This is a genomic window from Mycobacterium sp. (assembly GCF_035640695.1).
Taxonomy (GTDB): domain Bacteria; phylum Actinomycetota; class Actinomycetes; order Mycobacteriales; family Mycobacteriaceae; genus Mycobacterium.
The window spans coordinates 1-7718 of record NZ_DASQVQ010000189.1 but is presented as its reverse complement, the minus strand read 5'-3'; the positions used below and the strand labels follow the sequence as shown (position 1 = coordinate 7718).

Annotated in this window: 5 protein-coding genes and 1 pseudogene; 2 read left to right on the top strand and 4 right to left on the bottom strand. The window is 63.8% G+C overall.

Translation table 11 applies throughout. From position 1 onward, the window contains the following. A pseudogene (locus VE759_RS22110) lies at positions 1 to 190 on the top strand (hypothetical protein); the annotation flags it as partial. Here the strand turns inward: VE759_RS22110 and VE759_RS22105 are convergent. The 3 genes from VE759_RS22105 to VE759_RS22095 all read right to left on the bottom strand — a co-directional run bounded on the left by VE759_RS22105 (position 187) and on the right by VE759_RS22095 (position 5370). Further along, on the bottom strand, positions 187 to 777 hold the full coding sequence (locus VE759_RS22105) for an HdeD family acid-resistance protein (RefSeq protein WP_324936438.1): 591 nt from the start codon (positions 775 to 777) through the stop codon (positions 187 to 189). The pseudogene VE759_RS22110 and the gene VE759_RS22105 overlap by 4 nt on opposite strands. 408 nt (positions 778 to 1185) lie before the next feature. After that, positions 1186 to 2544 (bottom strand): helix-turn-helix domain-containing protein, encoded by a 1359-nt coding sequence (locus tag VE759_RS22100; RefSeq protein ID WP_324936436.1) that lies wholly within the window; start codon positions 2542 to 2544, stop codon positions 1186 to 1188. 87 nt (positions 2545 to 2631) lie between these two features. Further along, positions 2632 to 5370 (bottom strand): helix-turn-helix transcriptional regulator, encoded by a 2739-nt coding sequence (locus tag VE759_RS22095; RefSeq protein WP_324936434.1) that lies wholly within the window; start codon positions 5368 to 5370, stop codon positions 2632 to 2634. Positions 5371 to 5561: 191 nt separating this feature from the next. On the opposite strand from VE759_RS22095, the gene VE759_RS22090 reads away from it, so the two are divergent. After that, positions 5562 to 7193, top strand: a complete 1632-nt coding sequence (locus VE759_RS22090) for a serine/threonine-protein kinase (RefSeq protein WP_324936432.1) — start codon at positions 5562 to 5564, stop codon at positions 7191 to 7193. Here VE759_RS22090 and VE759_RS22085 read toward each other — a convergent pair. Beyond that, positions 7190 to 7718: hypothetical protein (locus tag VE759_RS22085; protein WP_324936430.1), on the bottom strand; the 529-nt coding region annotated here is incomplete at its 5' end. The two genes, VE759_RS22090 and VE759_RS22085, sit on opposite strands and share 4 nt — an antisense overlap.

The following is a 7718-nucleotide window of genomic DNA, read 5'->3' as shown; positions in this document are numbered from 1 at the left end:
CGACATGCCCGATCCGACGCCCGGCCCCGGTGAAGCACTCGTGCGGCTTCGCGTTGCTGGGGTGAACTACATGGACACCGGCGCCCGAACAAGGCCGTTGCCCGGCTGGTCGGTCCCCACCGTGCTGGGAGTCGAGGGAATTCATCGTCGTCCTTTAATGGATTTCGCAGTTCCAATGAAGCACAATTAACGTGCTACCAAATGTTGCGCCGCTGCCTCGACGGCTTGATGGGCGGTGTTGACGTCTTTGCGTGCTTGGAATGCATGCACAATTTGGACGACGCCGATGACGACGAGCCAGATGCCGGTGGCCAGGGTGAGCACGGCGATGGACGGGTATGGCCACACCAGCACCGCCAGGCCGGCGATCACTGAGATGATGCCGCCGAAAACCAACCAGCCACGGCCAGGCAGTTCCCTCTCGCTGATGCCGGCGGCAACCCCTGAGACACCCTGGAACATGAAGCCGATTCCGATCCACAACGACAGCAGAAGCACGGCGTAGGCGTCGCCGAAGTGGCGGAATGACAAGATGGCCAGGACCAATGACAGCGCGCCGCTGATGAACAGCATTACCCGGGTGGCCGCCGATCGGGGCAGGGTAAAGGCCATGAACAGTTCGGCGAGTCCGCTCAGCAACAGGTATACGCCGAACAGCGTCGAGGCGACGAGGATCGACGGCCCGGGCCATGCCAGCACAATGGCGCCAACGATGATGGTCAGCAGACCAATTACCAGCTGCGCTTTCCACAGGCGCTGGCCTACAAGGGTATTCATGACGATCCTCGCTTCATTAGAGGTACGGTTTGCTATTTCGCCGCCGGCGTGGGTTTTCCGCCGACCATTCGATCGTTGCCTGTCTCTGTGCTGGTGTCGATGTCACCGCTGACAACACCAGAGGCCTTTCAATGTCACTACCAACATCTGACGTGGCTGCAAGTTCCATCTTGCGCCGCTAAGTTGGCGCGCGTTGGGACACGTTTGGTGACCAGGGAATTCGGAGCGTTTCGACAACGTGACGAATTGCGGTCAGCTTTTCAGCCGATGCCAAACACGGCTTGGACGAGGACGACAAACGAAACGAGACCAAACACGGCGACACAGAGCGTGGCGACAGCCTGGAAGATCGGCCTGAGCATCTGGCTTGGCGGCTTGCGTGTGTCTGCAGCAGTCAATGCGTTTCGACTACATGAGACGACGATATACCTCGAACGCCAAGCATAGTTCGGCGACATCCCTTGGCCGCGAAAGAGTCCGGCCACTGTGTTTTTCGATCCGGCGCAATCGCTGACGCACAGTATTGGGATGGCAAATAAGCACTTCGGCGGTGCTGCGCACGGATGCGTCATTTTCCTGCCATACTCGGAACGTTTCGAACAGCATCTCGCGCTCGTCGTCGGGGAGAACGTCGAAGCCGCCCAACGCCTTTCCGATCGATTTCACCATCACTTCCGGGGCACTAACTGCCGCGGTGGCCAGAATCGAGCCGTCGAACACCCCGACTGGCGAGGCATGATCAGGTCGGCCTCGCAGCATCACTTTGGCGAAATGCAGAGCACTTGGCAAGTCGCGTAAATCGTGGAACCGTGCACTGACACCGACCCGATCCGTCGCCAGTCGACTCACCAGAGCGAGGATCTTGTCAAGATGGCGCCCAGACTTGACATGCACGATTCCGACATGCAAATCAGGTTGAAGCCGCCATGCCGCATACACATCCAGGCTGCGCAGCTTCGATTCGATGTCCGGTAATGGCTCGATACCCACGGCGGGAACCTCGACGGCGATGACGACAAACGGGCCATTGATCGGCAGCCGCAGCGCAGTGGCGACTTCGGACAAGCTCCAGCGATCTAGCACTCGCCCCTCGAGCAGCGAATCAATGAGAAGCGGACGCTGCGATGTCTCGCTCAGTAGCTGCCTTTTCTGCTCGTCGTGGTGCCCCGCCACGAGGGCGGCGCCGATCAGTTCCGCGAAGCGGCTAATGCGGACTTCGGTGTCGGCCGGCATGGGGCATCGTTCTACGGATCCGACGGCCGCCAAGCCCCCCACCTTGCCGTCAATAGAGATCGGAACTCCCACCGCCGCGTGGATGCCCACCTGACGCACCCGTGCCGCGACAGCCCCGGCAATGTTGTCGTAGCTGTCAATCCTCGCGGGGAGCCCGGTGCGGGCCACCATCGTGGCGAGGGTGTAGCCCTCGATCGGCGTGCGAGTTCCCAGCGGCCACCTGGCAAGCGCATTGGCAAGCGTGGCAGGACACGCGGCGGCAGAGGCGAACAGGGTGATCTCGTCGCCCGTCTCGAAGCGCCACAGTCCAGCGGTGGCCGCACCCACACTCTGGCGCATTTCCTCTGCGACAGCGCTGGCCAGCTCCGATGGTTCGACGCCGCGCGCGACCAGCGCCCCCACCCGCCGCACAGCCGCCTGCTCGGCAACGAGCCGGCGGTACTCGGTGTACAGCGCGACATCGTCGACGGACTCGTCGGGTCGCCCGTCAGGAGGTTCTTCGACGAACCGGAGTTCTTCAATGGCGTCGCTCAAGAAAGACCACCCCTTAGCTGATCGATCGCATCGGCGCCATCGTCATCCGCGCAGGGCCGTGTTCGCATCCGCCACTGCACAGTGCGATCAAATGTCTGCAGGTCCATCGGGCAGGACGCGGTCGAGCTGGGTGCGCGACGCTATGCCGAGCTTGGTGAAGACCTTGTTGAGGTGGTACTGCACTGTGCGCACGCTGATGAAGAGACGAGCACCGATCTCCGGGTTCGACAAGCCATCGCGAGCCATCCGCGCGATCTGGGCCTCTTGCGCCGTGAGCTCCTGACTCCCAGTGGTGCTACTGCGCTTGCGGGCGGTCTCGCCGGTGGCCTTGAGCTCCCGACGGGCCCGCTCGGCGAAAGCCTCCATCCCCATCGCGTCCAGCATTTCGTGGGCGATGCGAAGTTGTGCGCGGGCATCGATGCGGCGCCGCTTCCGGCGCAGCCATTCGCCGTACAGCAGATGTGCGCGAGCGAGGTCAACCCGGATCCGGGTACGGCCAAGACGCTCGATCGACTCGCGGTAGAGATGTTCAGCGGCGTCGCCGTCACTCAGCAATGCCCGCGAACGAGCCTCGACGCCTCGTGCCCAATTGGTGCCGCTGGCGCCGGTGATCTCGGCCAGCCGCCGATAGGCTTCGGCTGCGATGTCGCTTCTTCCGCTGCGCGCTGCCGCCTCAATGAGCTCAACAGCCGGCCACGGCGGCGAGATCATTTCCCCGACGTAATCAATGCAGGACTCGGCTGCCCTCAGCGCCTTCTGGTAGTCGCCGAGTCCGTTGTTCAGCAGTGCTTCCGCCCACTCCACGACGGATATCCCGATCCCTTCCCCGCGAAGGGTCACCTCCCGCGTGATCACATCGATAAGGGCAACTGCTTCGGCTCGTCGGCCGGCGAGCGCGGCGATGCCAAGGGCGACGTATGGGGTGCGGTTGCTCACCGTCGCCTGGATCGCTGGCTGCAGTTCCTGGATCAACCATTCTGCGGCGGTCAACTCGCCGGCGAACAAGAGCATGAACGCACGTGAACTAAGGGCCACGGGAAGCTCGCTGAGCGCTCCCACCCCGCGGGCAAGCTGGACGTGCCGCTCAGACAGGACGTGCCAGCTGTCGTCATCCCACACATGACGGGCAATAATGCCGGCCACCCAATGCCAGCGCAGCTCCTCGTCTGGCGTCATGCCGGTCCCGTAAGCGTGAATTCCTCTGCGCAGCAGCGGTAGTCCGGCTGCATATCCCTCCGTGTAGTGCGCTACCAGGCCGTCCAGAAGAAGGTCGGGCGGTCGGGGAGCGTGTTGTGGCGGTGGTAGGGCCCGCGCTGCGCGGGCTACCTCCCGCACACCGCCGCCGAGCGCAAGGCGGCCAGCAAAGTAGCCCGCCGACAGTGCTTGTAAATATGTCGCCCTCGATAGCTCGGCATCGATCGGCTCCAACCTCCTGGCAGCCTTCAGTAGCAACGGCGGAGCATCGCTGCCCCGACTTGTGACCAACGCGAGCTCGGCGCCGACCATTTCGAGACGAGCGTGCTGAAAGTCATTGAGGTGCATTGTCTCTGCAATCGAGAGCAAGTCGCGCGCCGCGTCAAACGCGCCAGCCTTGACTTTGGCCGACGCGGCTGCCAGCGCGCGATCGGCGCGCTGCACCGGGTCGAGAGTCAACATAGAGGCGCGCTCGAGAAATGCCGCGGCCGCAGCCACGCCGCCACGCGCGCGGGCCCGCCCCGCCGAGCGCTCCAGCTCCGCGGCGACTACTTCATCTGGGCCGGTTGCGGCGTGTCCCTGGTGCCAGGCGCGTCGATCAGGATCATGTTGCGGATCGGTTACCTGCGCCAGCGCACTGTGCACCCGTTGTCGCTCCTGCACCGAGGCCGAGCCGTAGACTGCCGAGCGCACCAGAGGATGGCGAAACCGCACCCGAGCGTCGAAGTCGACAAGGCCCGCCTCCACCGCCGGCGCCGCCGCTTCGCCGCCAATCCCGAGCCTGGCGGCAGCTCGCCACACCAGTGCCGGATCACCGAGCGGCTCGGCGGCCGCGATTACGAGCAGATTTCGGGTCTGATCGGGGAGAACGTCGACCCGCCGACGGAAGTTCTCTTCGATGCCACCAGCCAATCGCGCCGCGTTGGGAAGCCCAAATCCGCCCGCCAGCTCCTGCGGAGTCAATCCCCGAGGCAGTTCCAGCAGGGCCAGCGGGTTGCCTCGAGTTTCGGCAAGGATCTGATCGCGAACCCGAGAGTCCAATGGCCCGGTCAGAGCGGCGTCGAGCAGCGTCCGCGCATCTGTCTCCCCCAGGCGCTCCACGACGAGGTTCGGTAATCCGGCTAGCTCGTTGCTGGGCGCGCGGGCCGCGAAAACCAACCCAACCGATTCCGCACCCAAACGGCGAGCGGCGAAGCCGAGGACTTGGGCAGAGGCGCGATCGAGCCACTGCTCGTCATCGACCAAACACACAAGCGGCTGCTGTTCGGCAGTGTCGGACAGCAGACTCAGCACCGCTAGTCCGACCAGAAACCGGTCCGGGGCCGATCCGGAACTCATGCCGAGGGCAATTTCTAAGGCATCGCGCTGCGGTGCCGGCAAACCCTGGAGCTTCTCGAGCATGGGCGCGCACAACTGATGTAGCGCGGCAAACGGCAGCTCCATCTCCGACTGCACACCCGCGATGCGGGCCAGACGACATTCCGACGCCTGCCCAGCCAGGTGTTCGAGCAACGCTGTCTTGCCGACACCAGCTTCGCCAGACACGACTAGTGCTCTGCTCTCACCAGTGCGAACTGCCTCAATCAGCCGGTCAAGCACCCCGCACTCGGCGTGACGGTCTACCAGCTCCATCCCGCCGCCCCGCACCGTGAAAGTCCGCCGCCATCTGCACCAGAAGTGGCGACAACGTTACCCCCGGACCGGTTTCGGCCGATACGGTGTCGTGACGCCGCGGTTTTCGTGTGTTCCCGTAGGTCCAGCAGTAGGGTGTTTGCTGGCTAATCGATTGTGGTCTCGGCTACAAAACGCATCAGGAGACGCTGATGAGCGGCACCGGACGCGGCTCCAGGGTCGGTTCCGTCGTCGGTCGCTATCGGCTGGTGCGATTGATCGGCCGCGGGGGCATGGGGGAGGTCTTCGAGGCCGAGGACGCCGTCAAGCATCGGATTGTCGCGTTGAAGCTGTTGCGCGAGACGCTCGCTGACGACCCAGTGTTCCGAAAGCGGCTGCAACGCGAAGCGCATTCGGCGGGCCGGCTTAAGGAACCGCACGTGGTCCCGATACACGACTACGGCGAGATCGACGGCCTGCTTTACGTCGAGATGCGAATGATCGACGGCACCGACCTGCGCCAGATCCTCAACCGGGACGGGCCGCTGAAGCCCGAGCGGGCGGTGGCGATTATCGGCCAAGTCGCCTCAGCGCTCGACGCAGCGCACGAAATCAGTGTGATGCACCGCGATGTCAAACCGGAAAACATCCTGGTATGTCGCAACGATTTCGCGTACTTGGTGGACTTCGGGATCGCCAACGCCGCCAACGAGGCGACACTGACCGACAGCGGCACCGCCGTCGGAACGTATGCCTACATGGCGCCGGAGCGGTTCACCAACGATGAGGTGAATTACCGCGTCGACATCTATGCACTGTCCTGCGTGCTACACGAGTGCTTGACGGGGTCGCTCCCTTACCGCGCTGACAGCGTCGGCGCCTTGATTGCCGCGCATCTAATGCAGCCGATCCCGCGGCCCAGCGAGTTGCGCACGGGAATTCCGAAGGCGTTCGACTGGGTGATCGAACGGGGCATGGCCAAGAAGCCCGAGGACCGCTTCCCCAGCGCCGGTGGTCTCGCCCTTGCCGCACAGGACGCGCTGTCGGAACGCAACCACGACCAAGCGACGCCAGACTTGGATCGCCGCGAGGCGGCGACACTGCCGAGAGAGCAACAAGGTGCCGAGGAGCAGCTTCCGACGCTGCCCGCGACACCAGCCGAGGCCTACCTGCCCGCCTTGGCGTTTCACCAACCGTACCCACCGCCGGGACGCCCGCCGCTAACGAAAGCACAGCGGACGCCTGGCGAACGCAGGCTCAATCCATGGGTTCCGATCGGCGCGGCCGCCGGCACAGCCGTCGTGCTCGCCGGCATCTGGTGGGCCGCAAAACCTGGCTCTCCGTCGGCGGCGAGGACCACCACAGAGACAAGCACCAGCGCAAGCGCGACTACCGCCGCGACCACTGCTGCACCAGGAAGCAACCCGGACGACGCGCGGCTGTTGAGCCTTCTGCCACGGGGTTACAGCACCAACGCTTGTCAACCGACCCGTCCACCGGTCGGCGATGCACTGTCGACCGTTGACTGCGGTCCGGGCTCCGCGCCGGGCGCCCCGGCCGCGGCACGCTATTCGCTGTTTTCCGACCTCAACAGGCTGAACCAGCATTTCGAAGCCAGCATCAGACAAAACTCGGCGCTGTCGCAGTGCCCCGGCACCGGCGTCGATTCGCCCACCGCCTGGCATTACAAGTCGACGCCCGACAGGAACGCCGGGCGGATCGCCTGCGGTACATACAACAACCTGGCAGATGTGGTGTGGACGAAGGAGTCGGATTTCCTCCTCGGTGACGCCCAGGGAGCCAAGCTCGACGACCTGCATCGATGGTGGTTGGACTACGCCTAACCGGTGCTGGGTGGTGAGGTCATGCTGCCGGTGACCTGCACCGCTGTGACTGGCGTTCCGCCCAGCTCACTCGTCCAGGTGCCGTACGTCAGCTGCGGGGGCGGCTCCGTCACGCGATCCAGTCGCGCCTGATGCAACTTCTCCTGATAGTCCGGCGCATTTCTATCGGCATTGATTTGGTTGATTACCTGGCGGTCGTGCTTGTCCTGAGGCAGCAACATCCCGATGGTGCTTTGATCGGAACGAACAATCCACGTGGCCCGGGCATCACCGTGTGTTGCCGTGTAGATCCCGGCCGGCTGATCACTGAGCACGGCATCCCCGGTGTATTCGTTGTTATTGATCAACAGCGTAAGGGGTACCTTTGTCCCGTCGTAGTTGCCGGTCAAATGGTCCTGGTACTTAGAAGTCAGGTCAAACCGGCCATTCTGTTGGGTTCCGAAAAACCAGGCCTCATCAGTCTTGCCGTCACACGCGTAGCCGACGACCTTGTCGCCGTCGAACGAGAGCGCCAGCGTCGTGGCG